This is a genomic window from Pseudomonas sp. FP2254, from assembly GCF_030687695.1.
In the GTDB taxonomy this organism is placed as follows: Bacteria; Pseudomonadota; Gammaproteobacteria; order Pseudomonadales; family Pseudomonadaceae; genus Aquipseudomonas; species Aquipseudomonas quebecensis.
The window spans coordinates 4862421-4886949 of the sequence record NZ_CP117444.1; the positions used below are offsets into that span (position 1 = coordinate 4862421).

Below are 24529 nucleotides of genomic sequence, written 5' to 3' on the forward strand. Positions count from 1 at the left end.
CAGACTATTTGTGATAAGGGTGCCCGGACAGAACTGTCCAGGCGCGATACAGCTGTTCACCGATCAGGATCCTTACCAACGGGTGCGGCAGCGTCAGTGCCGACAGCGACCAGCGCTGGTCCGCCCGCGCGCAGACTTCCGGCGCCAGCCCTTCCGGGCCACCGACCATGAAGTTGACGGTGCGCGAGTCCAGGCGCCAGCGGTCCAGTTCCACCGCCAACTGCTCGGTGCTCCAGGGCTTGCCGTGCACTTCCAGGGTGACGATGCGCTCGTTGGGGCCGACCTTGGCCAGCATGGCTTCGCCTTCCTGACGAATAAAGCGCGCCACGTCGGCATTCTTGCCCCGGGTGTTGAGCGGTATCTCCACCAGCTCCAGCGACAGCTCGGCGGGCAGACGCTTGGCATACTCATGCCAGCCTTCTTCCACCCACTTGGGCATGCGTGAACCGACAGCAATCAGACGCAGGCGCACAGCCGTTCCTTATTCCTGGTCTTTGTTGAGCTTGTCGAAGTGAGCGTGGCCCACTTCAGGACTGTGGTGCTTGCCATCGGCGGCACGGCTTTGCTCGGCGCCTTTCCACAGACGCTCCAGGTCGTAGAACTGGCGGGCGTTGGACGTCATCATGTGGACGATCACGTCGTCCATGTCCAACAGCACCCAGTCGCTGTCGCCCTTGCCTTCTTCACCCAACGGCTTGACGCCCTGGGCTTTGACGGCTTCGCGCACCTTGTCCAGCATCGCGCCGATCTGGCGGTTGGAGGTACCGGTGGCGATGATCATGTAGTCGGTGATGCTCTGCTTATCGCGCACGTCCAGCACCTGGATGTCCTGGGCCTTCACATCTTCCAGGGCCGCCACGGCGACTTTTACCAGCTCTTCGCCGGCCAGTTCCGGACCGGTGTGGGCTTCTACCGGCAGAGGGGCGCTTTTGAAAGTGCCTTTGCGCTTAACTTTGCTTACGTCTTTGTTGGTCATATAAAACTCGTTTTGCTCGTATGTTCGGGCGCTCGCTGTACGACGTTTCGTACGTTCAAGCGCGCCTTTTCAGTTCGACGCACGGTAAAGCCCGTGCGCATCGATGTAGGCCAGGACCGCGTCAGGCACCAGGAACCGTACCGACTTCCCGCTGGCCAGCAGTTGACGGATCTGGGTGGCGGACACCGCAAGCGGGGTCTGCCAGACGAATGCAATATTCCCGTTCGGCCCGGTCAGGGCCAAGGGGTCACTTACCGACCGCGCGGCCAGCAGGTTGCGCAAGGCATCCGGCGGTTCGCTGTCGGCATCCGGGCGTTGCAGAACCAGGATGTGGCAATGCTCGAGGAGATCCTCCCAGCGATGCCAAGAGGGCAGGCCGCAAAATGCGTCCCAGCCCAAAAGCAGAAACAACTGGTCGTCCGCGGCCAGTTCGGCGCGCATCAGTTCCAGGGTGTCGACCGTGTAGGACGGTTTATCGCGCTTGAGTTCGCGGTCGTCCACCACCAACGGTGCAATGCCTTCCACCGCCAGACGCACCATTTCCAGACGCTGCTGGGGCGACACTTGCGGCGTGTCGCGATGGGGCGGCCGGAAATTGGGGATCAGACGCAGTTCATCCAGCGCCAGCGCGTCCGCCACCTCCAGCGCACTGCGCAGGTGGCCGATGTGCACAGGGTCGAAGGTACCGCCGAGCAGCCCGATACGCTTAGCCATCAAGTGCGCACATGCCCGTCGCCGAACACCACATACTTCTCGCTGGTCAGGCCTTCGAGGCCCACCGGGCCGCGAGCATGGAGCTTGTCGGTGGAAATGCCGATCTCCGCGCCCAGGCCGTACTCGAAGCCGTCGGCAAAACGCGTCGAGGCGTTGACCATCACCGAAGCGGAGTCCACTTCATTAAGGAACCGGCGCGCATCGCTGAAATGCTCGGACACGATTGCGTCGGTGTGCTTGGAGCCGTAGGTATTGATGTGTTCGATGGCCTGGTCCAGGTCGTCGACGATGCGGACCGACAGGATCGGCGCCGTGTATTCGGTGTACCAGTCCTGCTCGGTGGCTTCGATCACGTCGGCGCCCAGCAGCGCGCGGGTGCGCTCGCAACCACGCAGCTCCACGCCTTTGTCACGGTAGATGGCCGCCAGCGCTGGCAGCACGCGCTCGGCGATGCCGGCGTGCACCAACAGGGTTTCCATGGTGTTGCACGGCGCGTAGCGATGGGTCTTGGCGTTGTCGGCGATGCGGATCGCCTTGTCGATATCGGCCGCGATGTCGATGTACACGTGGCAGACGCCATCCAGGTGCTTGATCACTGGCACCTTGGCATCGCGGCTCACGCGTTCGATCAGGCTCTTGCCACCGCGCGGCACGATGACGTCCACGAACTCCGGCATGGTGATCAAGGCACCGACGGCGGCGCGGTCGGTGGTTTCCACCACTTGCACCACTTCGGCGGGCAACTGGGCCACGGCCAGGCCCTGCTGGATGCAGGCGGCGATGGCACGGTTGGAATGGATGGCCTCGGAACCGCCACGCAGGATGGTGGCGTTACCGGACTTGAGGCACAGGCTCGCGGCGTCGATGGTCACGTTCGGGCGCGACTCATAGATGATGCCGATCACGCCCAGGGGCACGCGCATCTTGCCGACCTGAATACCGGACGGCATGTAACGCATATCGCGGATTTCACCGATGGGGTCAGGCAGCTTGGCTACCTGACGCAGGCCTTCGATCATGTCGTCGATGCGCGCCGGGGTCAGCGCCAGGCGGTCCAGCAGAGCCGGCTCCAGACCATTGGCACGGCCGTTGGCCAGGTCCAGTTCGTTGGCGGCGGCCAGCTCGGAGCGCGAGGCATCCAGAGCGTCGGCGGCGGCCAGCAGGGCGCGATTTTTCTGCGCAGTGCTCGCACGGGCGATCAACCGCGACGCCTGGCGGGCAGCGCGACCCAGGCGGGTCATGTAGTCAAGAACGGACTCAGTCATGGTCGGGGAGTCTTGGCAAAGAGGAAAGCGGCAGATTATAGCCGTGACGCCGCCCGACTGACAGCGGTGAGGGGCGGATGGTCGAAATGAACTGTAAAAACATCGCCTTCAGCGGTAATTAAGGCGGGAGTTGTTATTATTCCGTCACATTTAGCCGCAATAACCCTTGGTGCCATGTCCCGCTTTGCCCCCGAACTCCCCGCCAGCGCCCTGCCCGACAGCTTCTTCGACCGCGATGCGCAATTGCTCGCGCGTGAATTGCTCGGGAAAGTCATCCGCCATCGCGTCGGCGACATCTGGCTTTCGGCGCGAATAATCGAAACCGAGGCGTATTACGCCGCTGAAAAAGGCAGCCATTCTTCACTCGGCTACACAGAAAAGCGTAAGGCTTTGTTTCTGGATGGCGGGCATATCTATATGTATTACGCACGCGGTGGCGACTCCCTGAACTTCAGCGCCCAGGGCCCCGGCAACGCGGTGCTGATCAAATCGGCCTACCCGTGGGTCGATGAGGTGTCCGGCCCGGACAGCCTGGCGCAGATGCTGCTCAATAATCCGGACGCCAAGGGCTTGCCGCGTCCTTCGCACACGCTGTGCGCCGGCCAGACACTGTTATGCAAGGCGCTGGGGTTGAAGGTGCCGATGTGGGATGCCAAACGGTTTGACCAGGAGCGCCTCTATGTCGAAGACGTCGGCCAGACCCCGACGCAGATCATCCAGACCACCCGCCTGGGCATCCCCAGCGGCCGCGATGAACACCTGATGTACCGCTTCGTCGATGCTGGCTATGCGCCTTATTGCACGCGGAACCCGCTGCGCCGAGGCCAGGTCGAAGGCCGCGACTATTTTTTGCTGTGAATTCCCACGAACACCGATGGAGTGGATTGTATGGGCCAATGGCTCGATAGCATTACCGGCTGGCTGACCGTCAACCCGCAGTGGCTGGCCGTGGCGGTGTTTATCGTCGCGTGCGTGGAATGCCTGGCGATTGCCGGGTTGATCGTGCCCGGGACGGTGCTGCTGTTCGCCATTGCCGCGCTGGCTGGCAGCGGCGCGTTGTCCTTGAGCGAGACATTGCTGCTGGGCTTCCTCGGCGGCTTGCTTGGCGACGGGGTTTCCTACTACCTGGGCCGACACTTTCACCAGAACATTCGGCGCCTGCCCGGCTTGCGCCAACATCCCGAGTGGATGAACGGCGCAGAAACCTACTTTCACAAGTACGGCATCGCCAGCTTGCTGGTCGGACGCTTCATCGGCCCGCTGCGGCCCATGCTGCCGATGGTGGCAGGCATGTGCGACATGCCGTTCCCGCGCTTCGCCGGGGTCAGTATTCTGGCGGCGGCGGGTTGGTCGGTGGCTTACCTGCTGCCCGGCTGGGCGACGGGTGCCGCGTTCCGCTTGCCGTTGCCCGAAGGGTTCTGGCCCGAGGCGGCGGTGGTCGCGGGGTGTCTTGCCGTAGTGATCGGGCTGAGCCTGAACAGCAGCCTGCGCGGCCATCGTCGCGCCACTTTATGGATAGGCGGCGCCAGCCTGACGTTGTTGATCGCACTGTTTATCGGCTATCGCTCGCTGGATAATTTTGACCACGGCCTCAGCGCCCTGGTGCAGGAGCACCGCAGCCCTTGGCTGGATGAGGTGATGGTGCGGATCACCCAATTGGGTGAGTTCAAGAAGATGTTTTTCGCCAGTGCCGTGTTTACCGGCCTGTTGTTACTGGCGCGGCAATGGCGCCATGCACTGTTTGTCGGTGCCACGCTGGCGGGGTCGGCCCTTATCAATACCGGGAGCAAACTGTTTTTCGCCCGAGGCCGTCCGGAAATCCTCACAGACCCGCTGACCAGTTTCAGTATGCCCAGCGGCCACGCGTCCGGCGCATTCGCGTTCTTCCTGGCGTTGGCGGTACTGGCCGGTCGCGGCCAGCCCACGCGGCTGCGCCTGACCTGGATGCTGCTGGGCTGTATTCCCGCAGCGTTTATCGCGTTGTCGCGGGTTTACCTCGGTGCCCATTGGCCCACGGACATCCTTGCCGGCACATTACTGGCAATGACGGTGTGCGCGTTCTGCCTGGGGCTCAGTGAATATCGCCGCCCGCTGCCCGCCATGCCGCAGAAAACCTGGTGGCTGCTGCTGCCGGCACTGGCGGCGGTGATGGGTTTTATCGCGCTGATCGGTACTTCGCATGCCCTGCTGCGCTACGCCTATTAAGTGAACAGCTCGCCCTGCAGTTCGTCGAGCAGCGCCTGGATCATATCCAGACGCTCCTGCGGGCTGTCCATGGTCAGGAGCCTGACCTTGTCGTCATCCGTGAACGGCAGCAAATACGCCAACTGATTGGCCAACGCTTGTTGGCCCTCAGCGTTGGTGTCCATGTCCAATGAAGCGACCATCGGGTGTTCGGCCAGGGCCTGCAGCAAGGCCAGCAGGTCTTCATCCTCTTCTTCCAGAGCTTTGTCCGGTTGCTCATCCAGCCAGTGCACCTCACCCACCAGCAACTGGTCTTTCTGCACAGTGACGTCATACACGCGAAAACGTCGCCCACCTTCAACGCGAATGCCCAGCAGGCCGTTATCCTGCTGTTTGAAGTCGCGGATCAACGCTTCACAACCGACCACCGCGTGAGCGTCGGTAACATGGCCGGCCTCGGTTTTTCCAAGGATGCACACCACGCCGAAGCTTTCGTCCTTTTTCATACAGCGCCCGATCATGTCGAGGTAGCGCGCCTCGAAGATCTGCAGATCGAGCGTGCAGCCAGGAAACAGCACGGTATTGAGTGGAAACAGCGCCAGACTCATAAAGCGTTCCTTAAACCCGGTTTAAACAATGACCGACACGGCCAGCGGCAGGAACACCGCCGTGGCCACGCCCATCAAACTCATGGCCAGCGCCGCGAAGGCGCCGCACTCTTCGCTTTCCTGCAAGGCCACCGAGGTACCGACCGCATGGGCAGTCATGCCCAGGGCCATGCCGCGCGCCTCGGCACTGTGCACGCCCAGGCGCGACAATAATGCCGGGCCGACCATGGCGCCAACCACGCCGGTGATCAGCACAAACACCGCCGCCAGCGCCGCCACGCCGCCGATCTGCTCGGCCACCAGCATGGCGATCGGTGACGTCACCGACTTGGGCGCCATGGTCATCAGCACCATGTGTTCGGCGCCGAACCACCAGCCCAGCAGGACACACAAGCCGGTGGCCAGCACCCCGCCTATCACCAGCGTAGTAAAAATCGGCCAGAACAATTGGCGAATCCGCCGCAGGTTCAGGTACAGCGGCACTGCCAGGGCCACCGTCGCCGGGCCCAGCAGGATGCCCATGATCTCGGTGCTTTTGCGGTACTCGGCGTAGTCCAGGCCACAGCTGAGCAGCACGCCGATCACCAGCAGCATGGACACCAGCACCGGCTGCAGGAAGATCCAGCGGGTTTTCTCGAAGCCCGCCAGCACCAACTGATAGGCACCCAGGGTGATGCCGATGCCGAACAAGGGATGGTGGATCACTGCTGTCCACGCGCCGTGCCAGTCGAAGATCATTGGCCCTCCTCCTCATGGGCATGGCGCCTGACCAGGCGCTGCATCATCACGCCGATCACGGCCATTGCAATCACCAGCGACAACACCAGGGCGCCGACGATCGCCCAGAAGTCAGCGGCGATATCCCTGGCGTACACCATCACTCCGACCGCCGGCGGTACCAGCAGCAACGGCAGGTAGCGCAACAGGCTGCCGGCGGCCAGGCTCAGGGGCTCACCCACTTCGCCGCGCCACACCAGAAAGCCGAGCATCAACAGCAGGCCAATGATGGGCCCCGGCAGAACCGGCAGCAGCAAATGATTGAGCGCCGTGCCGATCAGTTGAAACAGCACCAGCCACGTCAGGCCACGTAACAGCATCCGTCCTCTCCCCTTCAAAACACGTTCGCATTATAAGCACGCCGGCTCTATGCCCAGGCATTCGCCATCAGCATGGTGGGTTGACCGAGCCGATTGCCCATGATGATCTACATTGGTTCTCTGTCACCCATAAAAGCCCCGCCGCCACTGGATGAACGCATGCCTGTGCCGGGAGAAAAATCGATGAACCCAGGAGAAACGCAATGCCCTATGTACCCGTAGCGCAGCTCAAAGATTATGTCGGCAAGGAACTGGGATGTTCCGAATGGCTCACCATCGACCAGGACCGTATCAACCTGTTCGCAGAAGCCACCGGCGATTATCAATTCATCCATATCGACCCGGTCAAGGCCGCGCAGACTCCGTTCGGCAGCACCATCGCCCACGGCTTCCTGTCGCTGTCGCTGATGCCTAAATTGATGGAAGACATCCTCATCGCGCCCGAAGGCCTGAAAATGGCGGTCAACTACGGCCTGGACAGTGTGCGCTTCATCCAGCCGGTGAAAGTCGATTCGAAGGTGCGACTGAGCGTCAAGCTCACCGACGTCATTGAAAAAAAACCTGGTCAATGGCTGCTCAAGGCCACCGCCACCCTGGAAATTGAAGGCCAGGAAAAACCCGCTTACATCGCCGAGTCGCTGTCGCTCTACTTCGTGTAGGACTTTCCCTGCGGCGAGGCCCCCACACTCGTCGCAGGGTATGTAAATTTATGTATGAAACGCGCAGCTGCGGCATACTCGGCGCTCAATTATCCGGATCCCGCTATGCGCCCACTCGCCCCACTTGCCCTTGCCCTGTTGCTCACCGCTTGCGGAGACGGCGAATCGCTGTTGCCGCCGGACGCACGCCTGCCCGATGGTGGCCGCTACCGGGGCGACGTGGTCAATGGCTTGCTGCAAGGCCAGGGCCGTGTGGATTACCCCAATGGCAGCTGGTACGCCGGCACGTTCGACAAGGGCCAGTGGCATGGCCAGGGCGAATGGCACGGCAGCAATGGCGAAGTCTATAAAGGCGAGTTCCGGCAGGGTCTGTTCGAAGGCCAGGGCAGCCTGACCACCGCCGGCAGCCAGTACGTGGGCGGTTTCAAGAACGGTCGACGGCATGGCGAAGGCACCCTCAAAGAGGGGCAGATGACCTACCGCGGCGAATTCAAGGATGACCAGTATTCCGGCCTCGGGCGCCTTGAGCTGGCCGACGGCAGCCAGTACCAGGGCCAGTTCGCCCATGGCAAGCCCAATGGCGAAGGCCAGCGCAACGACGACAGTGGCAACCAGTTCAGCGGCCACTTCGTCGACGGCCAGCTGGAGGGCAACGGCATCTTCAACAGCGCCGATGGCGACATCTATGTCGGCCAGTTCAAACAGAACCAGCTCAATGGCAAGGGCCGCTACGAAAACGCCGACGGCGATGTGTGGATCGGTCAGTTCAAGGAAGGATCGCTGACCGGTAAGGGCGAATTGATCGGGGTGGACGGCAGCCATTACGTCGGCCAGTTCGCCGACTGGCGCTTCAGTGGCGAAGGCCGTCTGAACCTTACCGACGGCAGCTTCTATGTGGGCGGCTTCGACAGCGACAACTATCAGGGGCAAGGCACCCTCGTGCTCGCCGACGGCAGCGTACAGGCAGGCACCTGGGTCAACGGCATGCGCGTAAGGGACGCCGACGGCCGGCTGTTGCCCGACCCATTGGAAACAGGCGTACTGGCCCAGGGCCGGTTACTCGATGCCGCCCTCGCCGCCGTGCCGACCTCCACGCCGGCCGTGGAGCTGTATAGCCTGGTGCTGGCTGGCGACGGTAAACAAAGCGTATTCCTGCGCGAGGCCGATTACGTCAGCAATCTGCTGGCAAGCCGCTTTGGCGCGCGCGGGCAGATTCGCCTGGTCAACCACCGCGATCACATCACCGACCGCCCCCTGGCCACGCGCGAGAGCCTGCGCCGCGCCGTGCAGACCCTGGCCGAGCGCACCGGGCCGGAAGACCTGGTGTTTATCTACCTGACCAGCCACGGCACCCATGAACACGAATTGGTGCTGGACCAGCCGCGCATGGAATTGGCCGACCTGCCCGCCGATGAACTGGCAATCGTCATGGCCCCTTTGAAAAACCGCGACAAGGTCATCGTGATTTCCGCCTGCTACTCCGGCGGCTTCATTCCGGCCCTCAAAGACGAGCGCACCCTGATCATGACCGCCTCTCGGGCTGATCGGGTGTCCTTTGGCTGTTCTGAAGAAGCCGACTTCACCTACTTCGGCGATGCGCTCTTCGCCCAGGCCTTCAACCAGACCGACGATTTGCAGCAAGCCTTCAAGCTGGCCCAGGTGCACGTGAGCGAACGCGAACAGGCGGACAATTTCGAAGCGTCCGAACCACAGATATGGGCCCCCAAAGGCGTGATCGCTCACTGGCAACTCTTACGCAAGCAGCAGGCACGAAAGGCGCTGGAAAGCGTCTCAATGAATAGCAAGGAAGCCAAAGGCAACTAAGCTGAACCGTGTAACAAGGGGAAAACACCATGTACTTGACGCCTCAGCATATTTTGCTTGCCGGAGCCAGTGGCCTTACCGGCGAACACCTGCTCGATCGCCTGCTCAACGAACCCACCGTCACTCGCGTACTCGCGCCCAGCCGCAAACCATTGGCCGAACACCCGCGCCTCGAAAACCCAGTGGGCGACCCGGCGGTATTCCTGCCGCAGCTCAGCGGGCAGGTGGACATTGCTTTCTGCTGCCTGGGCACCACCATCAAACAAGCAGGCTCCGAAGAAGCGTTCCGCGCGGTGGACCTGGATATGGTGGTGGCCTTCGCCAAACGTGCGCGGGAAATGGGCGCGCGGCACCTGATCGTGATCAGCGCGATCGGCGCCGATCCGAAGTCTTCGATCTTCTACAACCGTGTCAAAGGCGAAATGGAGCAGGCGCTCAAAGCTCAGGACTGGCCGCAACTGACCATCGTGCGCCCGTCGTTGCTGCTGGGCGAACGTCTCAAACCACGCCTGGCCGAACAACTGGCCGGCCCGTTGTCGCGCCTGATTCCGGGTAAATACCACGGCATCGAAGTGTGCGAACTGGCCCGCGCCATGTGGCGCCTGGCGCTGGAAGAACAGGACGGAGTGCGGGTGGTGGAGTCGGACGAGCTGCGCAAGCTCGGTAAATGAGCCCAAATGTGGGAGGGGGCTTGCCCCCCGATGGCGGCGTGTCCACCGACCTATAACCCCAGGCTAAAGCCCGCCCGTGGCGTTGAACCCAACCCCCAGCACCGTCAGCACTGACAGTGGCAACAGCAAGGTGTCGAGCAATGCACTGGCCGGCAGGTCGACGCCGGGATAGCTCGGTGCTTCGGCGCCAAACCGGTCTTTGGCGCAGCAGCCGCCATTCATTGCGTATAAATCCAACCGCGTGCCGGCGTACACCACCGGCGCGCCCGGTTGCGCGGCGTCCAGCGTGCGAGCGGTGGCGCAGCCGGCCAGGTGCAACGCCATCAGCACCAGCAGCGCCCTATTCATCGCTGCTCAAATGATGCTCGCCCCAACGGGGCAGCATGTCCTGGGGGATATTCAACAGATTGAGAATGCGCGCCACCACGAAGTCCACCAAGTCGTCGATGGTTTGCGGCTGGTGGTAAAACCCCGGCGACGCCGGCAGGATCGTCACGCCCATGTTCGACAACTTGAGCATGTGCTCCAGGTGAATGCTCGAATAGGGTGCTTCTCGCGGCACCAGGATCAGTTGGCGGCGCTCTTTCAAGGTCACGTCCGCCGCACGTTCGATCAGGTTGTTGCAGGCCCCGGTAGCAATTGCCGACAAGGTGCCGGTGGAACACGGCACCACCACCATCGCCGCCGGCGCACCGGAGCCGGAGGCCACCGGCGACATCCAGTCTTCCTTGCCGTAGACCTTGATCTGCCCCGCCGCCGCCCCGGTGTACTCGGTCAGGAAGGCTTGCATTAATTGCACCTTGGCGGGCAGTGCCACATCGGTCTCGGTGGCCAATACCAATTGCGCGGCCTTGGAGATCAAAAAGTGCACCTCGCGATCCTCGCGCACCAGGCAATCGAGCAGGCGCAAGCCATAGGGCGCGCCCGACGCGCCGGTCATCGCCAGCGTGACGCGTTCCGGGCCGCTCATTTGAGCGCCTCGGCCAGTTTGCCGTGCAGGCCGCCGAAGCCGCCGTTGCTCATCACCACCACATGGGTGCCCGGCGTCGCCTTTTGTTTGACGAACGCGATGATGCCTTCGATGGAATCGCACACCTGCGAAGGCACCGTGCACTGTGCGGCAATGGCCGGCAGGTCCCAGCCGAGGTTGGCCGGGGCGTACCACACGGCCTGATCGGCATCGTTGACGCTCTCCGGCAAACCGTCGCGGTGCGCGCCGAGTTTCATGGAGTTGGAACGTGGCTCGACAATCGCAATGATCGGCGCCGTACCGACCTGTTTGCGCAGCCCGTCAAGCGTGGTGGCGATAGCGGTTGGGTGGTGGGCAAAATCGTCATAGATCGTAATCCCGTTCACGTCGGCGACTTTTTCCATGCGCCGCTTGACGCTCTTGAACGCGCTCAACGCCGCAATGCCCATCGCCGGCACTACGCCCACATGCCGTGCCGCCGCCAGAGTGACCAGCGCGTTGGCGACGTTATGCTGGCCGGTCATGCCCCAATCGACAATGCCCTGGGGCTCGCCCTCGAACAGCACTTCGAAGCGAGAGCCGTCGTCACTGAGCAACTTGACCTGCCACTGCCCGCCGACACCGGTGGTTTGTACCGGGGTCCAGCAGCCCATATCGATCACTCGCTGCAGAGCCGGTTCGGTGGTCGGGTGGATCACCAGGCCCTCGCTTGGGATAGTACGGACCAAATGGTGGAACTGCCGCTCGATGGCCGCCAGGTCGGGGAAAATGTCGGCGTGATCGAATTCCAGGTTGTTCAGAATCGCCGTGCGCGGGCGGTAATGGACGAACTTGGAGCGCTTGTCGAAGAAGGCGCTGTCGTATTCATCCGCCTCGATCACAAAGAACGGCGTATCACCCAGGCGCGCTGACACCGAAAAGTTCTGCGGCACGCCGCCGATCAGAAAGCCCGGGCTCATGCCTGCGTGCTCCAGGACCCAGGCCAGCATGCTGCTGGTGGTGGTCTTGCCATGGGTGCCGGCGACCGCCAACACCCAGCGCCCCTGCAGCACATGGTCGGCCAGCCACTGCGGGCCGGACACGTACGGCAAGCCTTTGTTGAGAACGTACTCGACCGCCGGGTTGCCACGGGACATGGCATTGCCAATCACCACCAGATCCGGCGCCGGGTCGAACTGCTCCGGGTCGTAGCCTTGGGTCAACGCAATGCCCTGGGCTTGCAGTTGCGTACTCATGGGTGGGTAAACATTGGCATCGGAACCCGTGACATGATGGCCCAACTCTTTGGCCAGAACCGCCATCGAGCCCATGAACGTGCCGCAAATACCGAGAATATGAATGTGCATAGTCGACCTCGTAAAACATCGAGGCAGGTTAGCGCAGGGAGGGGGAAATCGCACTCTTTATGCGGCCCAAGGCCAGGCGAAGCAGACCTGCGCCTGGCCTTGGGTATCTTTCACGCGACGGTTGAAGTACCGGCTTTATTTTCACTGTCTTTCATGGCCGCCAAATAGCGTAACTTCTCAAAGGTGTCGACCATGCGTTCCAGTTTTCTTTCCATAAGGTCCAAGCGCTCCTTGGGTTCCGTGGGAATGGCCTCTCCGGGTTTGTAAGGTTTGAACACCAAGGCATTCTGCCGAGCAGCTTTTTTAAAGTGCTGCTCGGCAACACCGAGCAACTTCTCCATGTTATTCAAACGCGCACCACGCTCGGATGGCCAGTTTTCATCTTTGGTAAATACACTGCTGGTATCGCCCAAGGCAAACATGACGGTCGAGGCCATCCCCAGCAACTTCATTTCAACTTCATCCAAGCGTTGGCTGAGAGGATCCGGCGATGTCGACACGGTGGACGATTGGGTCGGCGCAACTGCCACGGTAGCCGGCTTGGGCGAGTTGGCGGCGCCTGGCAAAAAGGGCGGCGGCAGCACCCCGGGCGTATACGATGACTTGATCGACTCCCCCGCCGCCGCCGAACCGGCATAGGCGCCAACGTTGATCGGAGCGCTGACCAGCCCGGTGATGCCCGCACTGATAAATGCATCGCGCGCTACCCGGCTGGCATTCGGTCCGGTAGAGATCACCCCGGCCTTGACCAGACTTTCCGCATCGATCAGCCGCTTGGCAGCCTCCGCCACACTGATCGGCGCTTGCTTGCGCAAATTGGCCATGAGTAGCTCATCGTTCGCCTTGATTCTCTCGGCATGAAGGACCGCCTGCCCGGCGCCTTTGAACTTCTCCACCGGCGCAGGCATTACTGGCTTCAACGACACGGAGTGTTTGAGGGGAGATTTAGGCACGGAAGGCGCGTGGACGACCGGCGGGAGCGATGGCGGCGCGGAGTGCCTTCGTCCAAACCCGAAAAAGCTTCTGGCCCCTCGTTTACTGCGCTCGTGCGACGGATCGGCAGGCTCATGATCGGCTCCTGCGGCCGGGTCCGGAGGCGCTGGTTCCGAGGGGGACAGCATTGGAAGTAAAGGAATAAATGGCGCTGCAATCTTCATCATGTTCACCCACGTAGTTTTATTGTAAGGATCGCTTTAGTTGCACTTATTGAGTGAACAACCCCACGGGAACAGTTCCGCGAGTGGTATCCAACTCAACGACTACGACAATTCAGACCTGACAATAAAAAGCCTTTTACTTCCGACTACGTTGAAACATAAAACCTACAACCTCAGTGCTTATATCATTGAACATTAAATTTATAACGCCGTTAAACGGGCAATCCCATGTTTGCGCAACTTTCGGTACAGAGTATTGCGGCTGACGCCAAGCTGTTCTGCGGTTTGGGTCATGTGCCAACGCTGGCGTTCCAATGCCGCCAGCAGGGTTTGGCGCTCGGCATCCGCCAGCGGCAACTCGGCCACCTTGTGCACAGGCGCTTGGCGCACCGGTGCAGGCAGGTCCGCCAGCCCTACGCGCCCGTTGTCGCACAGCGCCACCACTGTGCGCAGTACCGTGCGTAACTGCCGAACGTTGCCAGGCCAGGCGAACGCCAGCAAGGCCTGGCGCGCAGCAGGCTCCAGGCTGATCGTTTGGCGCCCGGCCTCCTCGGCCAGCAGCACGTCCAGCAACTGGGCCTTGTCAGCGCGCTCGCGCAGCGGCGGCAGGCCCACCTCCAGACCGTTGAGGCGGTAATACAAATCTTCGCGAAAGCTGCCGTCCTGTACGCGTTCGAGCAAATGACGGTGGGTGGCGCTGATGATGCGCACATCCACCGCGCGGGGCTCGCCGCCGATGGGCACGACCAGGCGGTCTTCCAGCACCCTCAACAGCCGGGTCTGCAGCGCCAACGGCATGTCGCCGATTTCGTCCAGAAACAGCGTACCGCCGTCGGCCTGTTGCAATTTGCCAGGCATGCCTTCCTTGCGCGCGCCGGTAAAGCTGCCGCCGCGATAGCCGAACAGTTCGCTTTCGATCAGGCTTTCCGGGATCGCGGCGCAGTTGAGGGCGATGAAGGCTTTATCGGCGCGTTGGCTGGCGTGGTGCACGGCCTTGGCGAACGCTTCTTTGCCGGAACCGGTTTCGCCGTTGATCAACAGTGGCACGTCGCGCTCGAACACCCGCAGCGCTTTTCGAAAAGCCTCCTGCAGCGTCGGGTCGCCCAGGCAGATGCCGGGCGCCGACCGGGGCGCGGGCCTGGGCGCAGGCGCAAGTACGGTCGGCACAGTACGCGACTGGCCCCGTAACGCCGCAAACAACTGTCGACCATCGCGCGTGCGCAGTGGCCAACTGTTGGAGGCGGTGGCGATGGCGCGACCGAGCAATTGATCCAGGGAACAGTCGAACAAGGCGTCCACCGGGCGCCCGAGCAAACCATCGCGTACCTGCCCCAACAGGTTCAACGCACTTTGGTTGACCGCACAGACGCGCCCGTCGCCATCGAACGCGAGCAAGCCTTCGCTGAACAGCCCAACGGACTCGGCCTGCAGGTGAAAACGCAGCAGCCAGTGCTGCTCGAAATGCCGCAGGAAATAGCAGCTCTCGATCATTTTTGCCGACAGGTTGACCAACGCCATGGTGTGGAACTGGCTCTGGCGCGACACCGCTTCACGAGCCGATGACACATCCAGCACGGCGAGCAGGTCACCATTGGGGTCGAACACCGGGCTCGCCGAACAGGTCAGCCCGGTGTGCCGGCCGCGAAAGTGTTCGTCACGATGTATGGTCAGCGGCTGGCGCTCCACCAGGCAGGTGCCGATGCCGTTGGTGCCTTCACAGACCTCGCTCCAGTCCGCGCCGAGCCACAACCCGGCACGCTCGAAAATCTTGCGCTCCGATGGCGCCGTGACACAGTTGAGGATCACCCCGCGCGCGTCGGTGAGCAGCACCGCATGGCCAGCGCCCGAGAGTTGCTGGTGCAGGCTGTTCATTTCGCTGCCGGCAATGTGCAGCACGTGCTGCAGGCGCTCGCGGCTTTCCAGCAGGCGACCGTGCTCAAGCACGGTGGGCGCCATGGTCAATGCGGGGTCGAGGTGATAGTCATGCAGGCAACGCAGCCAGGAGCGAGCGATGGAGGGGTCGCTGGCAGGTCCGTGGGAAAGGTCCTGCCCGCGCGCGACGGTCAATACCTGCTGGGCATGGCGACTGAAATGATCGTTGTGCATGTTCTTATTATTCTCCCGGCGTGAGAGGGACCAGCATCCCCCAGCCACCCAGCCAATGCAATGCCGAGCCGACTGATCGGTCATGGGCTGTACCGTTAGTGGCACAAACTGTCACACAGGCTGTACCAGGCGTGTCACAGCAACGCCCTGCAACAAAGCCCGCCGCCTTGATTTACCTGGTGTGCACAGCGCTGGCCCAACCTTTGCTCTACGCTTTATTACGCGCTTGAGCGCTGCACTCCAATAAACATAAAAGCCAGGAGATACCCACCATGCGTTACGCACACCCCGGTACTGAAGGCGCGATCGTTTCGTTCAAGGCCAAGTACGGCAACTACATTGGTGGCGAATTCGTTGCCCCGGTCGATGGCAACTATTTCACCAACACCTCGCCGGTCAACGGCAAGCCTATCGCCGAATTCCCCCGCTCCACCGCCAAAGACATCGACAAAGCGCTGGACGCCGCCCATGCCGCCGCCGACGCCTGGGGCAAAACCTCAGCCCAGGACCGCTCCCTGGTGCTGCTGAAAATCGCCGACCGCATTGAACAGAACCTCGAACTGCTGGCCATCACCGAAACCTGGGACAACGGCAAGGCCGTGCGTGAAACCCTCAACGCCGACATCCCGCTCGCTGCCGACCACTTCCGCTACTTCGCCGGCTGCCTGCGCGCCCATGAAGGCACCAGCGCCGAGATCAACGAACACACCGCTTCCTACCATTTCCACGAACCGCTGGGCGTGGTCGGCCAGATCATCCCGTGGAACTTCCCGCTGCTGATGGCCGCGTGGAAACTCGCCCCGGCCCTGGCCGCCGGCAACTGCATCGTGCTCAAGCCGGCCGAGCAGACGCCGCTGGGCATCAACGTGCTGATGGAAGTGATCGGCGATCTGCTGCCACCGGGCGTACTGAACGTGGTGCAGGGGTTCGGCAAAGAAGCCGGCGAAGCCCTGGCCACCAGCAAGCGCATCGCCAAGATCGCTTTCACCGGCTCTACCCCGGTGGGTTCGCACATCATGCACGCGGCGGCCACCAACATCATTCCGTCCACCGTTGAGCTGGGCGGCAAGTCGCCGAATATCTTCTTCGCCGACATCATGCAAGCCGAGCCGTCATTCATCGAAAAAGCGGCGGAAGGCCTGGTGCTGGCGTTCTTCAACCAGGGCGAAGTGTGCACCTGCCCATCCCGCGCGCTGGTGCAAGAGTCGATCTACGACGACTTCATGAAAGTGGTGATGAAGAAGATCGAGCAGATCAAGCGCGGCGACCCGCTGGACACCGACACCATGGTTGGCGCCCAGGCGTCCGAGCAGCAGTTCGACAAGATCCTGTCCTACCTGGAAATCGCCAAGGGCGAAGGCGCGCAACTGCTCACCGGCGGCAAGGTGGAGCAGCTCAGTGGCGACATGGCCGGCGGCTATTACATCCAGCCGACCCTGCTCAAGGGCACCAACGACATGCGCGTATTCCAGGAAGAAATCTTCGGCCCGGTGGTGAGCATCACTACCTTCAAGGACGAAGCCGAAGCCCTGGCGATTGCCAACGACACCGAGTTCGGTTTGGGCGCCGGCGTCTGGACCCGCGACATCAACCGCGCCTACCGCATGGGCCGCGCGATCAAGGCGGGTCGTGTGTGGACCAACTGCTACCACCTGTACCCGGCGCATGCCGCGTTCGGCGGTTACAAGAAGTCCGGCGTGGGCCGTGAGACCCACAAGATGATGTTGGATCACTACCAGCAGACCAAGAACCTGCTGGTGAGCTACGACATTAATCCATTGGGCTTCTTCTAACCCGCCTCGATCGTTCCCACGCTCTGCGTGGGAACGCCACCTGGGACGCTCCGCGTCCCGATGTCTGCGCAAGGTTCAAGCCCTGCGCAAGGTGACGCGCAGCGTCATGGGATGCATTCCCACGCAGAGCGTGGGGACGATCGCCCTTGCTGCATAAAACAATAAGAATGAAAGGTACTTTCCCATGCCTAGCGAACCGACTGGATCCTCCGTCGACTTCGAAAAAGTCGACTCCCAATATTTTCAACAACGCGAACTGAAAAAAGGCGCCGCCGGCTGGGTGCTGCTGGTCGGCCTCGGTGTTGCCTACGTGATCTCCGGCGACTACGCCGGCTGGAATTTCGGCCTGGCCCAGGGTGGCTGGGGCGGCATGTTCCTCGCCACATTGCTGATGGCCACCATGTACTTGTGCATGTGCTTTTCCCTGGCCGAGCTGTCCTCGATGATTCCCACCGCCGGCGGTGGCTACGGCTTTGCCCGCAGCGCCTTCGGGCCCTGGGGCGGGTTTCTCACCGGCACGGCCATCCTGATCGAATATGCCATCGCCCCCGCCGCCATTGCGGTGTTTATCGGCGCCTACTGTGAGTCGCTGTTTGGCATTGGCGGCTGGATGATTTATCTGGCGTTCTACATCATCTTTATCGGCATCCACATCTTTGGCGTCGGTGAAGCCTTGAAGCTGATGTTTGTGATCACCGCCATCGCCGCGATTGCACTGGGCGTGTTCCTGGTGTCGATGGTGCCGCACTTCAATGTCGCCAATTTGCTGGACATCCCGGTGACCGAGGCCAAGGGCGCCAGCACCTTCCTGCCCTTCGGCTACGTTGGCGTGTGGGCGGCGATCCCCTATGCGATCTGGTTTTTCCTCGCGGTTGAAGGTGTGCCACTGGCCGCCGAAGAAACCAAGAACCCCAAGCGTGACCTGCCTCGCGGCCTGATTGGCGCCATTGTGGTGCTCACCAGTTTTGCCCTGTTGATTCTGGTGATCGCACCGGGCGGTGCGGGGACCTATGCGCTGATCAAATCCGGCAACCCACTGGTTGAAGCGCTGGCGTTGTCCTACGGCGGCTCGACCTGGATGGGCGGCTTCGTCAACCTGGTGGGCCTGGCCGGTTTAATCGCCAGCTTTTTCTCGATTATCTATGCCTATTCGCGGCAGATCTTTGCCTTGTCCCGCGCCGGCTACCTGCCGCGCAAGTTGTCGGAGACCAACAAAAGCAAGGCTCCGGTATTGGCACTGGTGATCCCCGGCGTTATCGGCTTCGGCCTGTCGCTGACCGGCCAGGGCGACCTGCTGATCCTGGTGGCCGTGTTCGGCGCGACGATTTCCTACGTGCTGATGATGGCCGCGCATATCACCCTGCGCATCCGTCGCCCCAAAATGGAACGCCCTTACCGCACGCCCGGTGGCATCTTCACCTCCGGGGTCGCTCTGGTACTGGCCTGCGTGGCCGTGGTGGCGGGCTTTCTGGTGGACCCACGGGTGGTGATTGGCGCGGCGATCATCTATGGAGTATTAATTGCTTACTTTGCTTTCTACAGCCGGCATCACTTGGTAGCAGGCACGCCCGAAGAGGAATTCGCGGCGATCCAGGCCGCAGAGGCCGCCTTGCACTGAGCCGTAAACCTCGACGCGGGCGCTGTTCCTTCATCTGGCCCGCGTCGCCAAGGAGACACTGTATGGCAAGCTTTTCCCACGCGGTGGGTACACAAACCTACCGCTTCGACAGCCTTAAAGACGTGATGGCCAAGGCCAGCCCCGCGCGCTCCGGAGATTTCCTCGCCGGCGTGGCGGCGCAGAACGATGGCGAGCGGGTGGCGGCGCAAATGGCGCTGGCGAATATCCCGTTGAAGCACTTTCTCGAAGAGGCGTTGATCCCATACGAAAGCGATGAAGTCACCCGACTGATCATCGATACCCACGATAAACAGGCGTTTACCCCGGTCAGCCACCTGACCGTCGGCGGACTGCGCGACTGGCTGCTCAGCGATGCGGCCGATGAACAATCCCTACGCGCCCTGGCGCCGGGGCTGACACCGGAAATGGCAGCGGCCGTCTCCAAGATCATGCGCGTGCAGGACCTGGTGCTGGTGGCGCAGAAGATCCGCGTGGTTACCCAATTTCGCGGCACCATGGGCCTGCGCGGGCGCCTGTCGACGCGCCTGCAACCCAACCATCCCACGGACGAACCGGCCGGCATCGCCGCGAGCATCCTCGACGGCCTGCTGTATGGCAACGGCGACGCCATGATCGGTATTAACCCGGCCACCGACAGCATCGCCTCGATCTGCGCGATGCTGGAAATGCTCGACGCGATCATCCAGCGCTATGAGATCCCGACCCAGGCCTGCGTGCTGACCCACGTCACCACCTCCATTGAAGCGATCAACCGCGGTGTACCGCTGGACCTGGTGTTTCAATCGATTGCCGGCACCGAAGCAGCCAACGCCAGTTTCGGCATCAGCTTGAGTGTGCTGCAGGAAGGGTACGAGGCGGGCTTGAGCCTCAAGCGCGGCACCCTGGGGCAAAACCTGATGTATTTCGAAACCGGCCAGGGCAGCGCCTTGTCGGCCAACGCGCACTTTGGTGTCGACCAACAGACGTGCGAGACCCGCGCCTACGCAGTAGCGCGGCATTTCAAGCCGTTTCTGGTCAACACGGTGGTGGGCTTTATCGGCCCCGAGTACCTGTACAACGGTAAACAGATCATCCGCGCCGGCCTGGAGGACCACTTCTGCGGCAAGCTGCTGGGCGTACCGATGGGCTGCGACATCTGTTACACCAACCACGCCGAGGCCGATCAGGATGATATGGATACCCTGTTGACCCTGCTGGGCGTGGCCGGGATCAACTTCATCATGGGCATCCCCGGTTCCGACGACATCATGCTCAACTACCAGACCACCTCCTTCCACGACGCGCTATACGCCCGGCAGACACTGGGTTTAAAACCGGCACCGGAATTTGAACAGTGGCTGGCGAAAATGGGCATCTTCACGCAGGCCGACGGCAAGGTGCGCTTCGGCAACAGCCTGCCACCAGCGTTTCGCCACGCCTTGGCGCAATTGGGATGAAGGAGCCTACCGTGCAACCAGACCTGCCCGACAACCCCTGGCTGCAACTGCGCAGCCTCACCCCGGCGCGCATTGCCCTGGGCCGCACCGGCACCAGCCTTCCCACCAGCGCGCAACTGGATTTCCAGTTTGCCCACGCCCAGGCGCGCGACGCGGTGCACCTGCCGTTCGACCATGCCGGCCTGAGCCGGCAACTCGCCGAGCGCGGGCGGGACAGCCTGTTGCTGCACAGCGCCGCCACCGATCGCCACAGTTACCTGCAACGCCCGGACCTGGGCCGACGCTTGAGTGACGACTCGGCCCAGACCCTGCGCGAGCATGCCCAGGCCAACCCTGGCGGCGTGGACCTGGCCGTGGTGGTGGCCGATGGTTTATCGGCGCTGGCGGTGCATAAACATACGGTGCCGTTTCTGACCCGCCTGGAGGAACAGACCCACGCCGAGGGCTGGTCGTTATCGCCGGTGATTCTGGTGGAACAGGGCCGTGTGGCCGTGGCTGACGAAATCGGGCAATTGCTCGGCGCCAAAATGGTGGTGATCCTGATCGGTGAGCGACCGGGGCTCAGCTCGCCGGACAGCCTGGGGCTGTATTTCACCTACAACCCCAAGGTCGGCCTCACCGATGCCTACCGCAACTGCATCTCCAATGTACGCCTGGAAGGGTTGAGTTACGGCATGGCGGCGCATCGCCTGCTTTACTTGATGCGGGAGGCGTGCCGTCGGCAGTTATCGGGGGTCAACTTGAAGGACGAGGCGCAGGTTCAGACCATCGAGTCGGACGACCCGGACCTGATGAAAGGAAATTTCCTGCTCAGCTCACCAGATGACCGATAGCCGCGCGATTGCGCTTTTTTGCGGCATTAGGCAGCATCGGGTCACGGCCGCTTGTGTGGTCATACCCCCCTAGGAAGTCGAGGCCTGGCATGCGGATTATTCAAGCGACCCTGGAACACCTGGACCTGTTGACCCCATTGTTCGTCAAATACCGCGAGTTCTATGGGGCGCTGCCCTTTCCGGATTCAACCCGGGCTTTTCTGGAAAAGCGCCTGCGCCGCAAGGAATCGGTGGTCTATCTGGCTTTGGCCGATGACGACGACAAAAAGTTACTTGGCTTCTGCCAGCTGTACCCCAGTTTTTCTTCGCTGTCGCTCAAGCGCGTGTGGATCCTCAATGACATCTATGTAGCCGAAGATGCGCGGCGCCAATTGGTGGCGGATAACCTGATGCGCACGGCGAAAAAGATGGCCAAGGAAACCCATGCGGTGCGGCTGCGGGTTTCCACCAGCAGTGATAACCAGGTGGCGCAGAAAACCTACGAGTCGATCGGCTTTCGCGAGGACACCGAATTCAAGAACTACACACTGCCGATCAGCGAAGACTGACGCCCGGACAGGCACACCGCTATCGAGGGCAAGCCCTCTCCCACATTGGCCTTATTGGCATAGTGGCTAGGCAGTGGGGGGCCGGTGGTGCCGTGTGAATGCACGGGATCGCTCTGAGTCAGTTGCCTCAACACTACTCCAATATGGGAGGGGGCTTGCCCCCGATAATGGTTGCTCAGCCAGCCCATCTATAACTGACCCACCACTTTGGCAATCACGCTGGATTTGTGGCAATCAGCGCATCGGGCTCCACGACATCCCCCGCTACAAAAGCAACACGCTTTTCACCGATCAATCCGTATAATGCGCACCTTTCAGGGTTGTAAGAATCACGGCATACGCTTGTAGCCTTACTTACCCGAGCTTCCGCACAGGCCTGCCGAGTCGGGCCGTTCACACAGGTGCCATCCATGGATTTCAACCCGCTTGACCTTATCCTGCATCTCGATGTTTACCTCGACATGCTGGTCACCAATTACGGTCCATGGATCTACGCCATTCTGTTCCTGGTGATTTTTTGCGAGACCGGCCTGGTGGTCATGCCCTTCCTGCCGGGGGATTCCCTGCTGTTTATCGCCGGTGCCGTCGCGGCAGGCGGCGGCATGGACCCGGTGTTGCTGGCCGGTTTATTAATGCTGGCGGCGATCCTGGGTGACAGCACCAACTACGTGATTGGGCGAACCGTCGGCGAGCGCTTGTTCAGTAACCCGAACTCGAAAATCTTCCGCCGCGATTACCTGCAGAAAACCCACGACTTCTACGACAAACACGGCGGTAAAACCGTGACCCTGGCGCGCTTCCTGCCGATCCTGCGCACATTTGCGCCGTTCGTCGCCGGCATCGCCAAAATGCCGTACGCACGCTTTTTCGGCTTCAGTGTGCTGGGCACCGTGCTGTGGGTCGGTGGCCTGGTGACCCTCGGTTATTTCTTCGGCAACGTGCCGTTTATCAAGAAGAACCTGTCGCTGCTGGTGGTGTTTATCATCCTGCTGTCCCTGGTACCGATGATCATCAGCGTGTTCCGCAGCCGCTTCGGCCGCAGTTCCTCCGAAGCCAACCAGCAGTAACCGGCGATGTGGTCTCTCAGCGGCTGGCGTCGCCGGCGCCTGCTGGCCAAGCACCCGATTGCCGATGACACCTGGCAGCGGGTGCGGCACCACCTGACCTTCCTCGATGGCATCAGCGCCGAGCAGGACCAGTGGCTGCGCGAAGCCTGCGTGGTGTTCCTCGCTGAAAAACACCTCACCGCCCTGCCTGGCGTCGAGCTGCATCAGGAACAACGCCTGCTGCTCGCCGCCCAGGCGCAACTGCCACTGATGAACCTGGGCGACCTGGACTGGTATCAGGGCTTTCACGAAATCGTACTGTACCCCGACGACTTCCTCAGCCCGCAACGCCATCGCGATGCCAGCGGCGTCGAGCACGAGTGGGACGGCGAACACAGCGGCGAGGCTTGGCAGCAAGGCCCGGTGATCCTCGCCTGGCCCGGTGTGCTGGCGAGCGGCCAATGGGAAGGCTACAACCTGGTGATCCACGAACTGGCGCATAAGCTCGACATGCTCAACGGCGACGCCAACGGTCTTCCACCGCTGCACAGCGATATGCGCGTGCAGGAGTGGGCCAGCGTGATGCAAAGCGCGTTTGATGGCCTCAACCGCCAACTCGATGCCGACCCCGACGCCGAGACCGCCATCGACCCTTACGCCGCCGAAAACCCGGCGGAATTCTTCGCGGTCACCAGCGAATATTTCTTCAGTGCCCCGGATTTGCTCGCCAGCAGTTATCCACAGGTGTACGCCCAACTCAGCTGCTTCTATCGCCAGGATCCATTGGCCCGCCTGAGCCAACTGCAGGCCCACGACCCACGTTATCAGCCATCGGGCGAATAACCGTACGACGTCTGGCGCATGGCATCGGCGTCAGAATGTGCCTATAATCGCGGCCACTTTTAGGCCAATCCGGCCAAGTTTCTTGGCCAACTAACGGGGGCAACGCCCAATGAGCTACAGCAAGATTCCGGCTGGCAAAGACCTGCCGAACGACATCTACGTCGCCATCGAGATTCCGGCCAACCACGCGCCGATCAAATACGAAATCGACAAAGACAGCGACTGCCTGTTCGTTGACCGTTTCATGGCCACCCCGATGTTCTACCCGGCCAACTACGGTTTTATCCCGAACACCCTGGCCGACGATGGCGACCCCCTCGACGTGCTGGTCGTGACCCCTTACCCGGTTACCCCAGGCTCGGTCATCCGCGCGCGCCCAGTCGGCATCCTGAACATGACCGACGACGGCGGCGGCGATGCCAAAGTGATCGCAGTGCCACACGACAAGCTGTCCCAGCTGTACGTGGACGTGAAGGAATACACCGACCTGCCGCCATTGCTGCTGGAGCAGATCAAGCACTTCTTCGAGAACTACAAAGACCTCGAAAAAGGCAAATGGGTGAAGATCGACGGTTGGGGCAACGCAGACGCCGCCCGCGCCGAGATCATGAAGTCGGTCGCGGCCTACAAAGGCTGATACCCGCTACTCATTGCCCCGGCAATTGAAAAAGCCCCGTTCATTCGGGGCTTTTTTTTGGAAAAAATTAAACAGCGAGTTCAACTAACATCAACTAACGTTTAAACAGACAAGAAAATTGAAAAAACCGGCTACAACTAAGCCAAAACCTACACGCGCAAATCAACGCATGGTTTA

The 24529-nt window shown here is 61.5% G+C and carries 25 protein-coding genes; 13 read left to right on the plus strand and 12 right to left on the minus strand.

Annotated elements, in window-relative coordinates:
- Positions 1–4: 4 nt before the first annotated feature.
- The 4 genes from rlmH to PSH94_RS22385 form a co-directional block, all read right to left on the minus strand.
- Positions 5–472 (minus strand): 23S rRNA (pseudouridine(1915)-N(3))-methyltransferase RlmH, encoded by a 468-nt coding sequence (rlmH, locus tag PSH94_RS22370; RefSeq protein ID WP_003176297.1) that lies wholly within the window; start codon positions 470–472, stop codon positions 5–7.
- A 9-nt stretch (positions 473–481) separates the two neighbouring features.
- A complete protein-coding gene (gene rsfS / locus PSH94_RS22375) occupies positions 482–976 on the minus strand; it encodes a ribosome silencing factor (protein ID WP_010206793.1) in 495 nt (164 codons plus the stop codon).
- Positions 977–1045: 69 nt separating this feature from the next.
- Positions 1046–1690, minus strand: coding sequence for a nicotinate-nucleotide adenylyltransferase (gene nadD, locus PSH94_RS22380; protein WP_305435831.1), 645 nt, complete (start codon positions 1688–1690; stop codon positions 1046–1048).
- Positions 1690–2955 (minus strand): glutamate-5-semialdehyde dehydrogenase, encoded by a 1266-nt coding sequence (locus PSH94_RS22385; protein WP_305435832.1) that lies wholly within the window; start codon positions 2953–2955, stop codon positions 1690–1692. The genes nadD and PSH94_RS22385 overlap by 1 nt, the downstream gene beginning before the upstream one ends.
- 174 nt (positions 2956–3129) lie before the next feature.
- Between PSH94_RS22385 and PSH94_RS22390 the strand changes: the two genes are divergently transcribed.
- Both PSH94_RS22390 and PSH94_RS22395 read left to right on the plus strand, forming a co-directional pair.
- Positions 3130–3813: a DNA-3-methyladenine glycosylase gene (locus PSH94_RS22390; protein WP_253509553.1), complete on the plus strand. Its 684-nt coding sequence runs from the start codon at positions 3130–3132 to the stop codon at positions 3811–3813.
- Positions 3814–3843: 30 nt separating this feature from the next.
- Positions 3844–5160: a bifunctional DedA family/phosphatase PAP2 family protein gene (locus tag PSH94_RS22395; protein WP_181079846.1), complete on the plus strand. Its 1317-nt coding sequence runs from the start codon at positions 3844–3846 to the stop codon at positions 5158–5160.
- Here the strand turns inward: PSH94_RS22395 and PSH94_RS22400 are convergent.
- From PSH94_RS22400 to PSH94_RS22410, 3 genes are read right to left on the minus strand one after another with little or no spacing between them, the layout of a single operon-like run.
- Positions 5157–5747 carry an LON peptidase substrate-binding domain-containing protein gene (locus tag PSH94_RS22400; protein WP_305435833.1) on the minus strand — a complete coding sequence of 197 codons (591 nt, stop codon included), beginning with the start codon at positions 5745–5747 and terminating at the stop codon, positions 5157–5159. The genes PSH94_RS22395 and PSH94_RS22400 overlap by 4 nt on opposite strands.
- 21 nt (positions 5748–5768) lie before the next feature.
- Complete coding sequence (locus PSH94_RS22405; protein WP_181079848.1) at positions 5769–6485, minus strand: LrgB family protein; 717 nt, start codon at positions 6483–6485, stop codon at positions 5769–5771.
- A complete protein-coding gene (locus PSH94_RS22410) occupies positions 6482–6844 on the minus strand; it encodes a CidA/LrgA family protein (protein WP_181079849.1) in 363 nt (120 codons plus the stop codon). The genes PSH94_RS22405 and PSH94_RS22410 overlap by 4 nt, the downstream gene beginning before the upstream one ends.
- A 203-nt stretch (positions 6845–7047) precedes the next feature.
- Here PSH94_RS22410 and PSH94_RS22415 point away from each other — a divergent pair, with 203 nt between their 5' ends.
- From PSH94_RS22415 to PSH94_RS22425, 3 genes are all read left to right on the plus strand, one after another.
- Complete coding sequence (locus PSH94_RS22415; protein WP_181079850.1) at positions 7048–7503, plus strand: MaoC family dehydratase; 456 nt, start codon at positions 7048–7050, stop codon at positions 7501–7503.
- A gap of 105 nt (positions 7504–7608) precedes the next feature.
- Positions 7609–9327 (plus strand): C13 family peptidase, encoded by a 1719-nt coding sequence (locus tag PSH94_RS22420; protein WP_181079851.1) that lies wholly within the window; start codon positions 7609–7611, stop codon positions 9325–9327.
- Between the two features lie 29 nt (positions 9328–9356).
- A complete protein-coding gene (locus tag PSH94_RS22425) occupies positions 9357–9998 on the plus strand; it encodes an oxidoreductase (protein WP_181079852.1) in 642 nt (213 codons plus the stop codon).
- Between the two features lie 63 nt (positions 9999–10061).
- Here the strand turns inward: PSH94_RS22425 and PSH94_RS22430 are convergent, their stop codons facing one another.
- From PSH94_RS22430 to PSH94_RS22450, 5 genes are all read right to left on the minus strand, one after another.
- Positions 10062–10346 (minus strand): YceK/YidQ family lipoprotein, encoded by a 285-nt coding sequence (locus PSH94_RS22430; protein WP_181079853.1) that lies wholly within the window; start codon positions 10344–10346, stop codon positions 10062–10064.
- Positions 10339–10968: a flavin prenyltransferase UbiX gene (ubiX, locus tag PSH94_RS22435; protein ID WP_181079854.1), complete on the minus strand. Its 630-nt coding sequence runs from the start codon at positions 10966–10968 to the stop codon at positions 10339–10341. Before ubiX ends, PSH94_RS22430 begins: the two co-directional genes overlap by 8 nt.
- Complete coding sequence (gene mpl, locus PSH94_RS22440) at positions 10965–12314, minus strand: UDP-N-acetylmuramate:L-alanyl-gamma-D-glutamyl-meso-diaminopimelate ligase (protein WP_305435834.1); 1350 nt, start codon at positions 12312–12314, stop codon at positions 10965–10967. Before mpl ends, ubiX begins: the two co-directional genes overlap by 4 nt.
- Before the next feature lie 110 nt (positions 12315–12424).
- A complete protein-coding gene (locus tag PSH94_RS22445; protein WP_305435835.1) occupies positions 12425–13222 on the minus strand; it encodes a hypothetical protein in 798 nt (265 codons plus the stop codon).
- A 450-nt stretch (positions 13223–13672) separates the two neighbouring features.
- Entirely contained in the window at positions 13673–15577 is a 1905-nt protein-coding gene (locus PSH94_RS22450; protein WP_305435836.1) for a sigma-54-dependent Fis family transcriptional regulator, read from the minus strand.
- A gap of 272 nt (positions 15578–15849) precedes the next feature.
- Between PSH94_RS22450 and PSH94_RS22455 the strand changes: the two genes are divergently transcribed.
- The 8 genes from PSH94_RS22455 to ppa all read left to right on the plus strand — a co-directional run bounded on the left by PSH94_RS22455 (position 15850) and on the right by ppa (position 24352).
- Positions 15850–17370 carry an aldehyde dehydrogenase family protein gene (locus PSH94_RS22455; RefSeq protein WP_305435837.1) on the plus strand — a complete coding sequence of 507 codons (1521 nt, stop codon included), beginning with the start codon at positions 15850–15852 and terminating at the stop codon, positions 17368–17370.
- A 184-nt stretch (positions 17371–17554) separates the two neighbouring features.
- Positions 17555–18988 (plus strand): ethanolamine permease, encoded by a 1434-nt coding sequence (gene eat / locus PSH94_RS22460; protein ID WP_181079859.1) that lies wholly within the window; start codon positions 17555–17557, stop codon positions 18986–18988.
- Positions 18989–19050: 62 nt separating this feature from the next.
- Positions 19051–20445: an ethanolamine ammonia-lyase subunit EutB gene (locus PSH94_RS22465; RefSeq protein ID WP_253509561.1), complete on the plus strand. Its 1395-nt coding sequence runs from the start codon at positions 19051–19053 to the stop codon at positions 20443–20445.
- On the plus strand, positions 20442–21278 hold the full coding sequence (eutC, locus tag PSH94_RS22470) for an ethanolamine ammonia-lyase subunit EutC (protein WP_285429095.1): 837 nt from the start codon (positions 20442–20444) through the stop codon (positions 21276–21278). The genes PSH94_RS22465 and eutC overlap by 4 nt, the downstream gene beginning before the upstream one ends.
- Positions 21279–21367: 89 nt before the next feature.
- Positions 21368–21826, plus strand: coding sequence for an N-acetyltransferase (locus PSH94_RS22475; protein ID WP_181079862.1), 459 nt, complete (start codon positions 21368–21370; stop codon positions 21824–21826).
- Positions 21827–22236: 410 nt separating this feature from the next.
- Positions 22237–22893 carry a DedA family protein gene (locus PSH94_RS22480; RefSeq protein WP_181079863.1) on the plus strand — a complete coding sequence of 219 codons (657 nt, stop codon included), beginning with the start codon at positions 22237–22239 and terminating at the stop codon, positions 22891–22893.
- A 6-nt stretch (positions 22894–22899) separates the two neighbouring features.
- Positions 22900–23715, plus strand: coding sequence for a zinc-dependent peptidase (locus PSH94_RS22485; protein ID WP_305435838.1), 816 nt, complete (start codon positions 22900–22902; stop codon positions 23713–23715).
- A gap of 109 nt (positions 23716–23824) precedes the next feature.
- The gene (gene ppa, locus PSH94_RS22490) at positions 23825–24352 is read left to right on the plus strand and encodes an inorganic diphosphatase (protein WP_003176323.1); all 528 of its coding nucleotides are present in this window, start codon (positions 23825–23827) and stop codon (positions 24350–24352) included.
- Positions 24353–24529 lie beyond the last annotated feature (177 nt).